This is a genomic window from Psychrobacter sp. Arc29 (assembly GCF_041431175.1).
GTDB lineage: Bacteria > Pseudomonadota > Gammaproteobacteria > Pseudomonadales > Moraxellaceae > Psychrobacter.
This window is the reverse complement of the sequence record NZ_JASMRR010000002.1, coordinates 269619-284526: the sequence shown is the minus strand read 5'-3', so window position 1 is coordinate 284526 and position 14908 is coordinate 269619. Positions and strand designations below refer to the sequence as shown.

Here is a 14908-nt window from a genome sequence, read left to right as displayed (position 1 = left end):
AATCGCCTAAATGAGCAATAACTGCTAACTCAGAGAGACAACATGATGACAATATCATCAAAAACAGTATCATCAAAAACGACAAAACTACTTCCTGCAATGCTGACCTTAGTTTTGGGTAGCACCCTTGTATTGAGTGGCTGTCAAGCAACCAAGAGCTTGCTTGGCAAGCGTGATAATGGCAGCTTAGACTATCAACAAAGCAAAAAGCTTGCACCGATAGAACTACCAGCTGCTCAAGAAACAGCGCCTTTCGTGCCTTTGTATCCAACACCGAATGTGGGTGCGAACACGCTCAAACTACAGAATGAGTCAGGTAATCAGTATCAGCTGCCAAAGCCTCAGCGTGCTGTTAGTAGCCCTTCAAACTAATTTATTTCTTCATTTGTACCGCCGATTTTTATGATTATTGATTAGAATAATATCGATATTGTAATAAGAGTCAGCGGTCACTGCGCGTTTTTACCACATAAGCTTGAACGAACAGGAACCCCTATAATGCAAAAGCAACAACTGCTGTATAAAGGCAAGGCCAAATCTGTCTATGAAACAGAAGACAATGATCTTCTGATTTTACACTTCCGTGATGATACCTCAGCGCTTGATGGTAAGCGTATCGAACAATTGGCGCGTAAAGGCGTGGTGAATAACCGCTTTAATGCTTTTATCATGCAAAAATTGTCTGATGCTGGCATCGAGACGCATTTCGAAAAGCAATTGTCTGACGACGAAGTATTGGTCAAGCGCTTGGATATGATTCCTGTAGAGTGCGTGGTGCGTAACTTTGCCGCTGGTAGTTTGGTACGTCGTTTGGGCTTAGAAGAAGGGCAAGCATTGACGCCGCCAACGTATGAGCTTTTTTATAAAGACGATGCGCTAGGTGATCCAATGGTCAATGAGTCGCTTTCTGTATCTCTTGGCTGGGCGACCAAAGAGCAATTGGCTAAGATGGAAGAGCTGACTTATCAAGTCAACGATGTATTGAAAGCATTGTTTGATGCGGGTGATTTAATCCTAGTTGATTTTAAACTAGAGTTTGGCGTATTCCATGACCGTATCGTATTGGGTGATGAGTTCTCACCAGATGGTTGCCGTATCTGGGATAAGAATACTAAGAAGAAACTTGATAAAGACCGTTTCCGTCAGTCATTGGGTGATGTGATCGAAGCTTATGAGGAAGTGGCTGACCGTATTGGTGTGCCATTAAAATAAGTATCTGATACTTAGTATGCAACAAAAAACTGAGCCTTGTGCTCAGTTTTTTTATGGCATTATATTAATGTTGGTACCCTAATGAGGACTTTAACCTTTAGCTGTGGGCTAATACTATCAACGCTTTGACATACTGGAATAGTCATGGTGTACTTACCACACATATTTTATTTGTGATTGGTGCGCTATACAGGCATCAAACTAACCGTATTAGATACGACTTTAATGAGCGTACAAATGCTAAACTGATAGGTAGGTCATTATCATTAGGCTGTCTTATTAAAATTCCTAGATTGTTTTTTATGATGTTATGAACATAGCTCAATATCTAAGGTAGTTTCGTAACTTCGTAAAAGAACTGATACTTTTACAAGAAGTCTAATAATAAATATTACCTACTTAAGTTCAATTCGTCTTGAATAAGTGGGTTGCTAATTATCATATAGTCATGAAAGTCAAAGGAAATTCGTCCCCAGAGTATTCTCATAATATGATTAAAACGGTCACGACATTCGCATGCTTCGTCTTCATTAAATTTCTCTAATATGTAACATTCTGAAGTATGTATTTGGTTTGTCATCAAGTTATTTATACTATGACCAAGATAGTATAAATCTGCTGCGAATTTTCTGTACAATATCTCGTTACCTTGTAAGCTTGCACATAATTTGATTAAAAAATATTCTAGACTCCAATATTTTTCAATATCCCAAATACACAGTTCCTCTAAAGAGTAGTGAAAAGACTTCTCATCCCAAAAAATATCTTTGCATTCACTATACTTTCTAACAGTCATTATTAGTCTCCTGTTTTTCATATTTTCATCGTATGTGTTTGTTTCTAGTTATATTATAAATACCTTTGGATGTTGATGACTTTATTTTAAGAAACTTAATTAGGGTATACCCCAAGGAAACCAGTTATCTCACCCTTCAAACCTATTAACAGACCACTTAAAACAGACTGGTATAATGGAGCCACTTAAAACGGACTGCAATTCCTATCCATTTATCAACCAGTATCGCCCTTGTAGACACAGGCTTATCGTCCAACTCGTATAAAAAATCAAACATAGCGCCAACACTGTCTTCCATACCTTGTCTTACTTTTATGCTAATTTGTTAGTACTTACTCATATCAATTAGACCATAAAAATAAGAAAAGGTTTCGCTAATGTCTACTGCCTCATCAACTGTTTTAGAGCCTGACTGGTTCACCCGTCCGACCTGTGTGGTCGCTGCCGATTTGGTGGGTAAGGTGCTTTGTAGAAAGCTGATTGACAGCGACGGATCAGAAAAAGTTTTGCGAATGCGTATCTCTGAGACCGAAGCCTATATTGGTCAAGATGACCCCGCTTGCCATTCACATGCAGGTACTCGAACGTCGCGCACAGAGATTATGTATGAGCAAGGTGGCGTGTTCTATGTCTATTTGACCTACGGTGTGCATCATATGCTAAATTTGATTAGCGGCCCTCTAGAGTCGCCTGAGTCGGTATTGATTCGCGCTGGGTTTTTGACGGATGATAGCGACTGTCTGATTGATGAGCAACAACTCAGTCCAAATAAGCAGCTGACTCACCCCAAGCAGTTTGCAGGTCCGGGTAAGCTGACCAAGCGCTTGCAGATAACTCGCGATTTATATGGTAAACCGATCTCGCCAACTTCAAAGGTTTGGATAGAAGATGATGGCTGCCAGCCACCCGTGTCAGTGCGTCCGCGTATCGGTATTGATTATGCTGGTGATGCTAAAGACTGGCTACTACGCTATATATGGACCGATCATCCTTCTTTATCTAAGAACTAATAGATTGAGATTTAAACCTATTTTGTGAGGTAAGTTCATGTATAAGTTGACGGTTTTTATTCCTGATGAGGCACTAGAGCAAGTAAAGTCCGCTTTATTTGCAGCTGGTGCTGGGAGTATTGGCGATTACGAACAGTGCTGTTGGCAAGTGCAAGGAACAGGACAGTTTATGCCATTAGCAGGTAGCGCGCCGCACATCGGTAAGCAAGATAGTTTAGAAACGGTCAATGAATGGCGAGTAGAGATGGTCGTCGATGACGCGTTTATTACTGCTGCTGTCATCGCGTTAAAAGAGGCGCACCCGTATGAAACGCCAGCGTATGATGTGATAAAAGTCTTGGATTTTTAGTTTTATATAGAAAAATATTAGCTTGTTGAGTGTAAGAATTCTCACAAAAAAACCAAACAAGCCAATTGATGACTTATTTGGTTATAAGTTTTTTGATATTTCAACTGAGTATTAGCAGTGAATATCAGACCCTAATAATCGATTAATCCTTTTTAATCTTAATGACATTGTAGCTTGGATAGCCCAGTTCGACTTTATAATCGTCGCGACCACGCTCAGCTTTGACCTTAATTTTACGGTCGCCCTTTTTATATTTAACATCTTTGACACGGTATCCCATGCTGCTAACTTTATTGGCAGCTCGACGCTCGATAGCAGCTGAGTAGACGTTTTTATCCGCTTTTTTATGTTTGTTTTTGTGCTTTTTATGCTCTTTGTTATCTTTGTAGACGTCTCCGTAGATATCGTCATATACGTTATAGCCGCCAGGTGTAGTGACACAGCCGGTAGTTACCGCTAATAAAGTGGCGACAATACTGCCGGATATTACATTCTTTAGTGTTGAAGATGATAAAGCTTTCATAAAAATGTCCTCATAATACACTATCGTTGGATAAAGATAGTTTTCCAATATTTCAGTAAAGGGGCGTGTAGAACTGCTCTACTAACAGTAGTGTCAGCGTCATCAGTCTTTTTTAACGCTAATAACATCTAGATTTGGGTAACTGAGCAATATCTCATACTCCTGCGAGCCGCGTCTGGCCTCAATGTCAAAGACACCACGCTTGTTTTTTTCTTCAAGATCGATATCTTCGACACGGTAACCCATAGACCTTACTTTATTGATGGCACGGCGCTTGATCGCTGGGTAACGTGACTCTCTTTTAATGCTGTCCTCTATATCACCTTTTTTATAGCGCTTGTCATTCTTATATTTGCCATTATTTTTATGCTTATCTTTTTTATAATGGTCATTGTCTTTTTGATACTTGTTATCTTCCCAGTTGTTTGACCATGATCTTTTATTTGAGCTGATGAGTCTTAGAGAAGGGTAAGTATATGTTAGCTCATAGAGCTGATTATTCTTTTTGGCAAAAGCTGTCATTGCGCGATCGCCACGATAACTGTCAGAACGAATGTCTATGACTTGATAGCCTTTGCGGCGTAAGTCTTGACGTAGCTGCTGGCTGACACGGTTAAAGCTATCGTTTTGCCGATTATTATCACCACGATATATGGGTTGGTTATCATAGCCTGGACCAACGACAGCACAGCCGACAGTGGTACCCAATAGAGCAACGATAAGACCAGTAGACATGGCTGTCTTAAAGGAGAACGGCTTTAGAGTTTTCATGATGCAATATCCTATAAGGTTTCAGAGAGCTTGCGATAAGAATACTTATATGAGTTAAAGGTAGGAGGTTCTAAAATATGTTGATACAGCCATACTCAGATAGGTATTAAGAGCTACTATCACTAAAAAAACTATTTTTAGAAATGTTTTCTTACATTATCTATCATAGGATACAAAGCTTTATATTAAGTGTCATTTGCGTTAATAAGTTGTAATTATTGAGAATAATTAAATCGTTGTAAGCATATGCTTACACGCAATGACGTTTACGCGACTTAACATGAGAGTGAGAGTGAGGCATTATGGTTACACGGCATTAGGGAATGTGACTCAAGGATTGAGTTGACCGCATTAAGGATAATGATTCAATTATTAGCATCAGGATGATAATAGTAGTTGAAGTAAGGACACATACCCATTGCTGATAGCAGCAGTTAAGATTAGATGCTGTATGCAGTAATAAGGGCAGGATGCCCAGTATCACAATCACTGAATATTTGTGCAAGGATGCATAGAAAGCAGTCGTGATAAGTAACATGGATAGTTAACAATAAAACCGCATAACAATTTATTGCTATGCGGTTTTATCGTGTCTGGATGAGGCTAATTATTCTAATTAGCCTATACTAGCTTTTATTTGATACCAAATATGAAATGAGAACTACAGAATACTGCTTCTTTAATTTATGATTTGCATAAAAAAAACCGCATAAATCTCTATGCGGTTTTTATTTTATTTACTTTGAAAAAGACACTATTTATATTTCTCAAAGAAAACTTATTAGTAATTGTTTTCGCGGCGCCAGTCATCTACTTCGCGCTCGGCGTGATCTTGAGCATGGCCATAACGCTCTTGTACACGGCCAACCAGCTTATCGCGGCTGCCTTCAACTTGATCTAAATCATCATCGGTCAGCTCACCCCATTTTTGTTTTACTGAGCCTTTTAGCTGCTTCCATTCGCCTTTTAGAGTATTCTCGTTCATATTTGTATTCCTTTTTCTTTAATTAATATGTGTAATATAATTTTTAATTACTTTTCATGGTAGTTCTATTTGCTAATTACTAAACCTACTGATTTATTTATTTTCTTATTTTAGTAGTTCACAAGTATTATTGGCTGTTACCAATTATCTTGTAGTATTAAATATAGGACGTTTCAATTCAGCTGTCTGTATGTGCTATGTTTATAGTGTTACTTAATTATAGTGAGCGTGCATTATGTGTTATCTGCCGACTCGCTGTAGTAGCAAAGCGTAAATTACGTCTGCCATGCGTAATAAAAATACTCAAATCAATGAGGGTCTTTAAGTACGAACAAGATAAAAAAATCATTCTTACGTAAAATATATAGCCTACGAATAAAAAGCAGAAACCTAAAAATAGGTCACTGCTTTTTTATTCTGCAATATAAAATAAGAGCCAGCTTGTTAAGATACTCTGCTAGTGGTTAGCGAGGTAACGCTGGTAACGTTTGGTCAATTTGCTGAGACGGATACGGTCACTAAGTAGTGACAATATTGGCGACGCATTTGGTTTAGGCGGCTTTGCTTTACCCATACGCTGTAGTTGGCGCTTGATGACTGCCATAGTAGCAACGGCACTTAAGGTCTTATCCTTCCACTGTACCATAGGATTGTGAGCACTGAGGCTACCATCTTTTTTCCAGTCATTGGGTAGCGCTGGGTTCATGGCTAATGCCGTTCCCATACCGACAATATCAATACCTTGAGCCAGTACTTCTTCTGCAACGGCCAATCGTCTGACACCACCTGTGGTCATCACAGGCATTTTGGCTACTTGTGCAATCTCTTTTGCGAAGTCCAAAAAATAGGCTTCTCGTTGCAACGTGCGACCATCTGCTGTGTTGCCTTGCATGGCTGGGCTTTCGTAACTGCCACCTGACAGCTCAACCAAATCTACTGCTAGCTCGCTCATCGCCAAAACAACCACTTTGGCATCATCAGCGTCAAACCCGCCCCGCTGAAAATCTGCTGAATTGATCTTTACAGCGACCGCAAAGGCGGGCGTAACTTGAGCGCGAATGGCCTTAATGACCGCAATCAGCAATCGCATACGGTTTTCAATCGACCCGCCGTATTCGTCTTCTCGTTTATTGGTGAGCGGTGATAAAAACTGAGAAATCAGGTAACCGTGAGCCGCATGAATTTGCACGCCATCAAAACCAGCTTGCTCTGCTTTGATAGCGCTATCGGCAAATCGTTGTATCAGCTGATCTATATCCTGCTGCGTCATGGCGCGAGGTTTGCTAAACAAATGCGAGTGCTTACCCAAATCAATAGCCACATCAGAGGGTGACAATACATCACCACCCATCGAGGCATAAACTTGACGACCAGGATGATTTAGCTGCATAAAAACGCGTGTGTTGTTTTGTTTGGCAGCACGTGCCCACGCTTTAAAAGGCGCTATATCGCTGTGTTTATCTAATACGACACCGCCCGGACCAGTCATGGCGCGGCCATCGACCATCACGTTGCCTGTGATTAATAAACCAGTACCGCCATTCGCCCAGCTTGCATATAAGCGCAGTAAGTTAGGGCCAGGGATTTGACCAACATCAGCCATGTTTTCTTCCATGGCAGCTTTGGCTAAGCGGTTGGGCAAGGTGATACCACAAGGCAATATAAACGGTGAAAAAACAGGTGATGTCATGATAGCAGCCTAAAATTATTGTTTTGTGAAGCGTGCGTTCTACTATGAATTTGGCTATAGACTTATCGTTTAAATGACTATAACCTTATAGTCGAAACATAATTAGTAAAAATTGTTGTGGGTTTAAAAATGATGAGTCTAAAAATAGTGATCGCTATGTGACTATCATCACACTTTTTTAGCACAATAGCACTTCAGGTAAATTACTGGCGTGTTGACATAATCCTTTATCGAGTAGGGATACCTCTGTATTGAAGGCATTAGCGCAAAATGAAGCCGCACCTATAGAGTCAAAACGTGAGCTGGCAAAAGCCAAGACGCGGCGTGCCTTATTAAAAAGTGCGTTACGGCTCTATAGTCTAGAGGGCGCTCAAGGCATGAGCATGAATAAAGTGGCTAAAGGTGCTGGTATTGCGCAGCCCAGTTTTTATAATCATTTTGAAAGCTTGGATGCGCTACAGAACGAGCTCAGCGCTCAGTTAAAAGACAACTATCTATCGCCGATGCGGCTGGCATGGGTCAATATGCTCAAGGACTATGACGTACTGACTAAGGACGAGTTTAATCAGCAGTGTCAGCAATGTCTGGTGATGATTTTTGATTCAGCATTTCAGAATATTGCGCTATTTCAGCATTTGCTCGAAGATCGTCCGCGATTCACTGCCGATATAGAAAACCAATCCTCACTCAATAATGGACTGGGTAATCTAGTCAGCGAAATACAAGAAGAGTGGACTGAGATATTTATTCAAGGATTGCAGCTATCCAATCGTTCTTGTGAACGTAGCGCTGTCAATCTCTGTGTGGATATGGCAGCCGCGCAAGTACATGAGCTGATATTGGGCTGTCATCAGCAGCGCTACTCAAGGGAGCAAGCGATTGCCACCTTGAATGTCAGCTTTGACGCACTGTTCGCCAATTTTTTGCAAGGAAGCAACCATAGCGACTCATGATAAACATCATGAAAGCTAGGATTTATAAAACACAAAAGGGAGTATGACTATGGCCACTACAGCGGCTAGTGCGACGGACAACGAACAAATCCACTTTAGAACCTGTACTTTATGCGAGGCCATGTGCGGGATTGAGATCAAGCACGATGGCGAAAAAGTCTTATCGATTAAAGGGGATAAAAACGATCCTTTTTCTCAAGGTTATATTTGCCCAAAAGCCACTGCTTTGCAGGATTTGTACGAAGATCCTGACCGTTTGCGAGGCCCTGTCGAAAGAACGGCGGATGGTTGGAAATCGATCAGTTGGCCAGAGGCGTTAGATAAAGTTGCTGCAGGTATTCAGTCTGTTCAGCAAAAATACGGTCAAAATGCATTTGGGGTGTATTTGGGTAACCCGAATGTCCATAACATGGGTGGCATGTTGACCATCAAACAGCTACTCACTAGCCTAAAAACGCGTAGCCGCTTTTCTGCGACCTCAATCGACCAATTGCCGCATCATATCGTCAGCATGCACTTGTTCGGTCATATGCTGCGTATCCCTGTGCCTGACGTGAATCGTACGCAGTATATGCTCATCATCGGTGGTAACCCGCTGGCCTCTAATGGCAGTATCATGACCGCGCCCAATATGCGTCAAAAGCTAAAAGACATCAAAGCACGCGATGGTAAAGTGGTTGTGATTGATCCAAGGCGTACTGAAACAGCAGACATCGCCAGCGAGCATCACTTTATCCGCCCAGCGACAGATGTATTGCTACTATTGGCCATGCTCAATGAAATCTATGCACAAGGCTACGCCAAGGTAGATAGCCGAGTGGCAGATTTGGCACCAGAGATTGATCGTATTGAATCATTTGCAGCAGGATTCACGCCTGAGTCGGTGGCAAAGATTACTGGTATTACTGCTGATGAAATCAAACGTATCGTCAAAGAGTTTTGTGAAGGCGAAAGCTCGGTTTGTTATGGTCGGATGGGTATCTCGGTGCAAGAGTTTGGCTTGCTGAGCCAATATCTGTCCATGGTTATCAACATCGTCACAGGACGCTTAGATGAAGTGGGCGGGCTTATGTTCCCCAATCCTGCTGTCGATGTTGTCAATAGCTCGGGCCCAGGTTATTTGGGCAAACGCCACAGCCGCGTGAGTAATCTGCCTGATTTTAATGGCGAATATCCAGTGGTTGCGATGGCGGATGAGATGCTAGTAGAAGGGGAAGGACAGTTAAAAGGCTTTATGAGTGTCGCTGGCAACCCTGTTCTTAGCACGCCAAATGGCGAAAAACTGGATGAGGCATTATCAGGGCTAGAGTTTATGGTGTCGCTCGATTACTTTGTGACCGAGACTAGCCGTCATGCCAATATTATCCTGCCGCCCGTCTCGCCATTAGAGCGTGACCATTACGACATTACGTTTAATGGCTTTGCCGTACACAATGTTGCCAAATACTCGCCCGCCTTATTTAGCAAAACAGATAATGAAAAGCATGATTGGGAGATTTATCTAGAGCTTGCCGATCGTTTGGATAAAGACGCGCCAGAAGCAACGCAAAAAGAACGTGCCGCGACAAAAGCCTTTGGACCGAAGTTCTTGCTTGAGCAGGGTCTCAAATATGGACCTTATAAAGACGTCACATTGGATGCGCTCATAGATAACCCACATGGTCTCGACTTGGGACCATTGCATCGTATGTTGCCAGAGGCGATCAAGCACGCCGATAAGCAAATCAATCTCAATGTTGATTTTTATCAGGCAGATTTGGCACGGGTCAAAGAGATGATGCAGCAGTACGATGATCAAGAGATTTTGCTCATTGGTCGTCGCCATGTACGTAGCAATAACTCATGGCTACACAATAGCTATCGATTGGTCAAAGGTAAATCTCGTTGTACGTTGATACTGCATCCACAAACGGCAGTGCAGCACGGTATTACAGACGGGCAAGATGTGAAAGTGACCTCTCGAGTAGGCAGTGTGGTCATTGCAGCAGAAGTGACCGACGAGCTGATGCCAGGCGTGGTCAGCATTCCGCATGGCTTTGGTCACGGACGTAAAGGGGTTAAGCAAAAGATTGCGCAAGCGCATGCCGGTGTGAGTGTTAATGACTTAACAGACGATACCTTAATTGATCAATTGAGTGGTAATGCCGCCGTGAATGGTGTACCTGTGCAATTAGAAGCATTGGATATGGATGTAGATAGTTTATCTACTGCTACAGAGACTGTAGCAGAAAGCGCACTAGCATAAAGTTAATCGCAAGTTCATAGATATACAAAAAGGCGTTCACATAAAGTGAGCGCCTTTTTTTTGCAATCTGAATATATTGCTGAGCCGATCAAACGCTCATGCCGATAAAATCAAAATCAACGTTGGGCGTTTCATCTTGTATTAATAAGCTGATGGCTTTTGCAGAGCCGCAAGCATGCGTCCAGCCTAATGTACCATGTCCTGTATTTAGCCATAGATTGTCAAAAGTGGCTGAAGTATTGTGGCTACCATGTTTGACTTGACCGCAATGCGCACGACCAATCAAAGGTACGTTCGATGGGGTCATCGGGCGTAGTCCTGTCCAATACTGCACAGAATTTGCGATGATGCCTTTGGGAAATAGTTGCTGCACGCGACGAGTAATGGCTTCACAGCGTGTGGTATTCAAATCTAAATTATAACCATTAAATTCTGCGGTCCCAGCCACTCGCAATTTGTCACCCAGCCGCGAGGTCACCAGCTTAAACTCATCATCAATCAGGCTGACAAAGGGCGCTAAATGCGGTGCACGTGGATTGACGGTATAGGTGGCCGAATAGCCCTTTGCTGGAAAAATAGGCACGTGAATGTCCAATGGTTTTAACAGAGGGACGCTATAGCTACCTAGCGCGACCACATGACTATCAGCCGTGAAAGTCTGCGCATTTTCGCCTTTTGGCCGAATGGTAATACTGTGTATATGAGGTTTTGCAGAGTTAGCATCGGTATTGAGTGCTAAGATCTCGGTATCATATAAAAACTGTACACCAGCATCTATGCAGCGCTGTGCCAAGCGCTGCGTGAATAGATGCGCATTGCCAGACTCGTCGCGGCTGGTATAGGTTGCGCCTGTGAGTTTATGTGCAATGGGATAGAGGGCAGGTTCCAAGTTAACGGCATTATTGATATCAATCACATGACGCTCACAACCAAGCGCTTGCATACGCTCAGTGGGTTCGATAGCGGCATCAAACTCAGCTTGGCTGGTATAAAAATGCATGATACCGCGCGTTTGCTGCTCATAATTGATACCGATATCGGCGCGTAGCTGTTGTAAGGCGTCGCGAGAATACAACCCTAAGCGTACCATTTGCACCAGATTGGCATCGGCTCTATCGGCGCGGCACTCTTGCAAAAATTGCATGGCCCATTTGAGCTGATCCTTGTCCGCACGCAGGCGAAACAGTAGCGGGGCGTCTTCTTTAAATAACCACTTAAGCGCTTTCATCGGGGTGGCAGGATTGGCCCACGGCGTCGCATGAGAGACCGATATTTGACCACCATTGGCAAAGGACGTCTGCATCCCTGCTGCGGACTCACGTTCAATCACGGTCACATCATAGCCTGCTTGACGTAGATACCATGCGGTGGTCACACCCACCACGCCTGCTCCGAGTACCGCAATATGTGTCATGGGATTCTCTATGCTGATGTTAATCATGACGGCAGCCGTATATTAGCTTGCCATCACCGTTGCTGTGCAGCTTTCTTGATTCGAATTATTTTGGGCGCGCAACATCTACCTGTAGCGCCGCTGGCAAGTCCAGTATGCTGAGTGTGCTTTCTGCCAATTGTTCAGGACGAGCCACGACAAGTGCAGTAAAGCCATTGTCATTTTCTATCGCATTCACCACTTGGATTTTATCGAGTTTGTCACCTGCTACTGGTACCGCGCCGCTACCTTTTACATAATGTAAAAACGCTTTTGGCGCAGATTTAAAATAAATACGGGCAATGACTTCTTGACCCAAATAGCAGCCTTTATCATAGTCCATGCCGCCGCGTTGATGCAGGCGCAGCTCTTGCGGTTGGAACTCACCTTGAGTCGCAGCGACAATCCAATAGTTACCAGTCGCTAGGCTGCACGCCATCCAAGCCTCAGTATCTTCAGCGGTATTGTGATCGTCCTTATGACTAAAGGTTGGTTCGTCTGCTAACACGCAAGGATAAATCGCGATCGACTCGCTGGTATCAAATTTAGAAAACGCGCCAAACTTTTTTAAATGAGCTTGTAAGGCTTCTGCACAATCGCTGCTAATAACCACATCATAGTGCTTCTCGGCTTGTTTCTTAATCCAAATACCAAATTCGATCCGACCTTTTAAGTTGCAGATTGCAGCGGCTTGATAGCTAAGCCCAAGCTTGGTGACATCGCAAGTCAATTGCCCTTGCAAGAATTTTTCGGCATCCTCGCCTTGAATGGTCAACTGCGAAAACTGCGGCAATGCAGCGCTGTTTGGAGACTGAGTCATTGTTATTATCCTTCTGCTGAATGCTTAATTATTAAAAATATATAGATGAAATCGAAGCGATAAGAATTATAGGTGCACTTTATATAGGCGCTGTTGTTACTGACAAAACATGTCAGCAAAAATGTAAATAAGGTTAAGAAGAGTACCACAAAAATGGTGTCACAAAAACGTCATCAATAAGTGGGGCGCTTAAATGTAGATTAAGCATTAAATTGGGCGTAGCGCGCCATTTTCAACGGTACAAATTGGTTAAAAATGGCGAGTTACGGTACAATGTCCGCTCTATAATAAACCCAACGTCTGATGACTGCCGAGGATATGATGAGCTTACCAAATTGCCCGAAATGTGATGCTGAATATACGTATGAAGATGGTGCGTTACTGGTATGTCCGATGTGCGCTCACGAGTGGACAGCAGCTGAGACGGATGCGGCACAAGTGGAAGAGCAAGATGCTATCATTCGCGATGCCGTTGGCAACGAGCTACAGGATGGTGATGCGGTGACCGTCATTAAAGACCTAAAGGTTAAAGGCTCTTCACTTGTCATCAAAGTCGGTACTAAAGCGAAAAGTATTCGCCTATTGCCAGACGCGACCGATGGTCACGATATTGATTGCAAACTCGACGGCTATGGCCCAATGAAGCTTAAATCTTCTGTCGTCAAAAAAGCGTAAATTGTAAAAATGTCTTGAAAGATTCGATAATAAACAAATATAAGACTGACGACATTTAGAAAACACAGAACTTACAGAATACAGAACCTATAAATAGAGAATAGCTATGAGTACTAAAAACGAACAGCTTTTTGCCCAAGCTCGCAAACATATTCCAGGCGGTGTTAATTCACCCGTCCGCGCCTTTGCAGGGGTCGGCGGTACGCCAATTTTTATGCACCGTGCCAATGGCAGTAAGATTTATGACACCGAAGACAATGCCTATATTGATTATGTTGGTTCTTGGGGCCCAATGATTTTGGGTCACGCCCATCCAAAAGTCATCGATGCGGTAAAAAAAGCGGCCGATGACGGCTTGAGCTTTGGAACACCAACCCCGTTTGAAACGACGGTCGCTGACAAGATTTGTGACATCGTCCCGAGCGTTGAGATGATTCGCATGACCAGCTCCGGTACAGAAGCGACCATGAGCGCGATTCGTTTGGCACGCGGTTATACTCAGCGTGACAAAATCGTCAAGTTTGAAGGCTGCTATCATGGACATTCAGACAGTCTGCTCGTGAAAGCAGGCTCAGGTATGCTCGACATCGGTGAACCAACGTCTAAAGGTGTACCCGCCGATTTTGCGAAGCACACGATTACGATCCCTTATAATGATCCGCAAGCAATCAAAGACTGCTTTGAAAAATGGGGTGATGAGATCGCTTGCGTGATCTTAGAGCCGATCGCTGGCAACATGAATATGGTCATTCCAGCGCAAGAGTTCCATGACACGCTGCGTGCCCAGTGTACTGAGCATGGTGCAGTATTGATTTTTGATGAAGTGATGACAGGATTCCGCGTGGGTCTGGGCGGTGCGCAAGCACACTTCGGTATCACGCCTGATTTGACCTGTTTTGGCAAAATCATTGGTGCAGGTTTACCAGTTGGTGCGTTTGGCGGTAAAGAAGAGATTATGTCTTGTATCGCACCGCTTGGTGGCGTTTATCAAGCGGGTACGCTATCAGGTAACCCACTTGCGATGCGTGCTGGTATTGCGATGTTTGAAGACTTAACAGCAGAGGGCTTTTACGAAGACTTATCTGCCAAAGTCGATCATCTGGTCGATGGTTTCCAAGCGGCGGCGGATAAGCACGGTATCAATCTGCGCACCAATAAATTGGGCGGCATGTTTGGTATGTTCTTTGTCAAAGACGCTGATACCAAAACCCCAAGTAACTTTGATGATGTGACAGAGTGCGATATGGACGTGTTTAACACGTTCTTCCATGGCATGCTTGATCGCGGTATTTACTTGGCACCGTCTGCGTATGAAGCGGGCTTTATGTCAATCAAGCACAGCAATGAAGATATCGAGGCGTCAATTAGCGCAGCTGATGAGATATTTGCAGAGATGGCAAAGGGCTAACCCACTCTAAATCTCTCAAATCTTAGGCATTTAAAAAAT

16 protein-coding genes are annotated in these 14908 nt (G+C 43.3%); 8 read left to right on the top strand and 8 right to left on the bottom strand.

Annotated elements, in window-relative coordinates:
• Positions 1-42 precede the first annotated feature (42 nt).
• Positions 43-372, top strand: coding sequence for a hypothetical protein (locus QO189_RS04155; protein ID WP_371531647.1), 330 nt, complete (start codon positions 43-45; stop codon positions 370-372).
• Between the two features lie 126 nt (positions 373-498).
• Complete coding sequence (purC, locus tag QO189_RS04150; protein WP_057757995.1) at positions 499-1212, top strand: phosphoribosylaminoimidazolesuccinocarboxamide synthase; 714 nt, start codon at positions 499-501, stop codon at positions 1210-1212.
• Between the two features lie 391 nt (positions 1213-1603).
• On the opposite strand, the gene QO189_RS04145 is transcribed toward purC, so the two are convergent.
• Both QO189_RS04145 and QO189_RS04140 read right to left on the bottom strand, forming a co-directional pair.
• Positions 1604-2008, bottom strand: coding sequence for a hypothetical protein (locus QO189_RS04145; protein WP_371531646.1), 405 nt, complete (start codon positions 2006-2008; stop codon positions 1604-1606).
• Positions 2009-2165: 157 nt separating this feature from the next.
• Positions 2166-2306, bottom strand: coding sequence for a hypothetical protein (locus tag QO189_RS04140; protein ID WP_371531645.1), 141 nt, complete (start codon positions 2304-2306; stop codon positions 2166-2168).
• A gap of 79 nt (positions 2307-2385) precedes the next feature.
• On the opposite strand from QO189_RS04140, the gene QO189_RS04135 reads away from it, so the two are divergent.
• Complete coding sequence (locus QO189_RS04135; RefSeq protein ID WP_371531644.1) at positions 2386-3018, top strand: DNA-3-methyladenine glycosylase; 633 nt, start codon at positions 2386-2388, stop codon at positions 3016-3018.
• 37 nt (positions 3019-3055) lie between these two features.
• Complete coding sequence (locus QO189_RS04130; protein WP_371531643.1) at positions 3056-3367, top strand: NGG1p interacting factor NIF3; 312 nt, start codon at positions 3056-3058, stop codon at positions 3365-3367.
• Positions 3368-3509: 142 nt separating this feature from the next.
• Here the strand turns inward: QO189_RS04130 and QO189_RS04125 are convergent, their stop codons facing one another.
• The 4 genes from QO189_RS04125 to QO189_RS04110 form a co-directional block, all read right to left on the bottom strand.
• Entirely contained in the window at positions 3510-3890 is a 381-nt protein-coding gene (locus QO189_RS04125; protein ID WP_371531642.1) for a hypothetical protein, read from the bottom strand.
• Between the two features lie 102 nt (positions 3891-3992).
• Entirely contained in the window at positions 3993-4661 is a 669-nt protein-coding gene (locus QO189_RS04120; protein ID WP_371531641.1) for a hypothetical protein, read from the bottom strand.
• A gap of 781 nt (positions 4662-5442) precedes the next feature.
• Complete coding sequence (locus tag QO189_RS04115) at positions 5443-5646, bottom strand: CsbD family protein (protein WP_201600796.1); 204 nt, start codon at positions 5644-5646, stop codon at positions 5443-5445.
• A 457-nt stretch (positions 5647-6103) separates the two neighbouring features.
• A complete protein-coding gene (locus QO189_RS04110) occupies positions 6104-7336 on the bottom strand; it encodes an NADH:flavin oxidoreductase/NADH oxidase family protein (protein ID WP_371531640.1) in 1233 nt (410 codons plus the stop codon).
• A gap of 251 nt (positions 7337-7587) precedes the next feature.
• On the opposite strand from QO189_RS04110, the gene QO189_RS04105 reads away from it, so the two are divergent.
• On the top strand, positions 7588-8289 hold the full coding sequence (locus QO189_RS04105) for a TetR/AcrR family transcriptional regulator (RefSeq protein WP_371531639.1): 702 nt from the start codon (positions 7588-7590) through the stop codon (positions 8287-8289).
• A 49-nt stretch (positions 8290-8338) separates the two neighbouring features.
• On the top strand, positions 8339-10534 hold the full coding sequence (locus tag QO189_RS04100) for a molybdopterin oxidoreductase family protein (protein ID WP_371531638.1): 2196 nt from the start codon (positions 8339-8341) through the stop codon (positions 10532-10534).
• A gap of 88 nt (positions 10535-10622) precedes the next feature.
• On the opposite strand, the gene QO189_RS04095 is transcribed toward QO189_RS04100, so the two are convergent.
• Entirely contained in the window at positions 10623-11948 is a 1326-nt protein-coding gene (locus QO189_RS04095; RefSeq protein ID WP_371531637.1) for a D-amino acid dehydrogenase, read from the bottom strand.
• A gap of 85 nt (positions 11949-12033) precedes the next feature.
• The gene (locus tag QO189_RS04090) at positions 12034-12786 is read right to left on the bottom strand and encodes a folate-binding protein YgfZ (RefSeq protein ID WP_371531636.1); all 753 of its coding nucleotides are present in this window, start codon (positions 12784-12786) and stop codon (positions 12034-12036) included.
• Positions 12787-13107: 321 nt separating this feature from the next.
• Here QO189_RS04090 and QO189_RS04085 point away from each other — a divergent pair, with 321 nt between their 5' ends.
• Together QO189_RS04085 and hemL are read left to right on the top strand one after the other, a co-directional pair.
• Positions 13108-13461, top strand: coding sequence for a zinc ribbon domain-containing protein YjdM (locus QO189_RS04085; RefSeq protein ID WP_371531635.1), 354 nt, complete (start codon positions 13108-13110; stop codon positions 13459-13461).
• Between the two features lie 106 nt (positions 13462-13567).
• The gene (hemL, locus tag QO189_RS04080; protein ID WP_371531634.1) at positions 13568-14869 is read left to right on the top strand and encodes a glutamate-1-semialdehyde 2,1-aminomutase; all 1302 of its coding nucleotides are present in this window, start codon (positions 13568-13570) and stop codon (positions 14867-14869) included.
• Positions 14870-14908 lie beyond the last annotated feature (39 nt).

What these genes read in the sequence shown, in the direction of transcription:
- QO189_RS04100 (WP_371531638.1), top strand. Translation starts at nt 8,339, where the DNA reads ATGGCCACTACAGCGGCTAGTGCGACGGACAACGAACAAATCCACTTT.
- QO189_RS04145 (WP_371531646.1), bottom strand. Translation starts at nt 2,008, where the DNA reads ATGACTGTTAGAAAGTATAGTGAATGCAAAGATATTTTTTGGGATGAG.
- QO189_RS04120 (WP_371531641.1), bottom strand. Translation starts at nt 4,661, where the DNA reads ATGAAAACTCTAAAGCCGTTCTCCTTTAAGACAGCCATGTCTACTGGT.
- QO189_RS04155 (WP_371531647.1), top strand. Translation starts at nt 43, where the DNA reads ATGATGACAATATCATCAAAAACAGTATCATCAAAAACGACAAAACTA.
- QO189_RS04140 (WP_371531645.1), bottom strand. Translation starts at nt 2,306, where the DNA reads ATGGAAGACAGTGTTGGCGCTATGTTTGATTTTTTATACGAGTTGGAC.
- QO189_RS04135 (WP_371531644.1), top strand. Translation starts at nt 2,386, where the DNA reads ATGTCTACTGCCTCATCAACTGTTTTAGAGCCTGACTGGTTCACCCGT.
- QO189_RS04125 (WP_371531642.1), bottom strand. Translation starts at nt 3,890, where the DNA reads ATGAAAGCTTTATCATCTTCAACACTAAAGAATGTAATATCCGGCAGT.
- hemL (WP_371531634.1), top strand. Translation starts at nt 13,568, where the DNA reads ATGAGTACTAAAAACGAACAGCTTTTTGCCCAAGCTCGCAAACATATT.
- QO189_RS04085 (WP_371531635.1), top strand. Translation starts at nt 13,108, where the DNA reads ATGAGCTTACCAAATTGCCCGAAATGTGATGCTGAATATACGTATGAA.
- QO189_RS04130 (WP_371531643.1), top strand. Translation starts at nt 3,056, where the DNA reads ATGTATAAGTTGACGGTTTTTATTCCTGATGAGGCACTAGAGCAAGTA.
- QO189_RS04095 (WP_371531637.1), bottom strand. Translation starts at nt 11,948, where the DNA reads ATGACACATATTGCGGTACTCGGAGCAGGCGTGGTGGGTGTGACCACC.
- QO189_RS04115 (WP_201600796.1), bottom strand. Translation starts at nt 5,646, where the DNA reads ATGAACGAGAATACTCTAAAAGGCGAATGGAAGCAGCTAAAAGGCTCA.
- purC (WP_057757995.1), top strand. Translation starts at nt 499, where the DNA reads ATGCAAAAGCAACAACTGCTGTATAAAGGCAAGGCCAAATCTGTCTAT.
- QO189_RS04110 (WP_371531640.1), bottom strand. Translation starts at nt 7,336, where the DNA reads ATGACATCACCTGTTTTTTCACCGTTTATATTGCCTTGTGGTATCACC.
- QO189_RS04090 (WP_371531636.1), bottom strand. Translation starts at nt 12,786, where the DNA reads ATGACTCAGTCTCCAAACAGCGCTGCATTGCCGCAGTTTTCGCAGTTG.